This is a genomic window from Rhodococcus sp. ACS1, assembly GCF_002300155.1.
GTDB classification, from domain to species: domain Bacteria; phylum Actinomycetota; class Actinomycetes; order Mycobacteriales; family Mycobacteriaceae; genus Rhodococcus_F; species Rhodococcus_F koreensis.
This window is the reverse complement of sequence record NZ_NSDZ01000031.1, coordinates 1-717: the sequence shown is the minus strand read 5'-3', so window position 1 is coordinate 717 and position 717 is coordinate 1. Positions and strand designations below refer to the sequence as shown.

Here is a 717-nt window from a genome sequence, read left to right as displayed (position 1 = left end):
CGGATCGATCAACTTCTCGAGGAGGCCACCGATGCCTGACCGCAACGACACACGCACCCCTCGCCGCGACTACCGCGACTACCGCGCCTTGATCGACGGCCGAGAAGTTCAGGTCGTCGGCCACATGCATACCTCCCCGCACCACCCCTGCCCCGGAGCCGCGATCACTCCGTTCGCGGATCTGGCCGAACCGGGTACCGGTGCCCACCTGTTCGCGCTGGTCTCGGTCCGCTGCGCTACCGACGACCTGAACACCGATGCCAGTCACAGCAATTACTTCGAGGGCCTGTTCGGGATGCCCAACGGCACCAGTTGGTACCTCACACCGGCGGTCTATGACCCGCGGTCGCGTACGTACGCCCTGCGGCTCGCAGGCGCTCGCCGCGGGGCTGGGCATCGGTGCACTGCACGACGACGTTCTCGAGGTGGTCGGTGGCGCTGGGTACGCTGCCCCCGCGGGTGTGCGGGTGCATGACTTTCCAGTGGGGGCCCGTGCACCCCGACAGCCGCGGGTAACCGCCCTGACCACCCGCAGTCTCACGAGAGGAAAACAGTGAACGGTCTGTTCTGCAGCGGCGAGTCGATGGACACCGGCCGATGAAACGCGCCGCCTTCTGGGGGTGGGCCACGGCCACAACAATCCCGGAAGCCCTGACGAACGCGCTCGACGCCGCGGTGTCGACGATGCACCAGGAACTCGGTGCCGATGCGCACCCG

1 protein-coding gene is annotated in these 717 nt (G+C 67.5%); it reads left to right on the top strand.

Translation table 11 applies throughout. The annotated features are described in order from the left end of the window. The first annotated feature begins 31 nt into the window (after window positions 1-31). Complete coding sequence (locus CJ179_RS50460) at window positions 32-475, top strand: hypothetical protein (RefSeq protein ID WP_257016477.1); 444 nt, start codon at window positions 32-34, stop codon at window positions 473-475. Window positions 476-717: the final 242 nt, after the last annotated feature.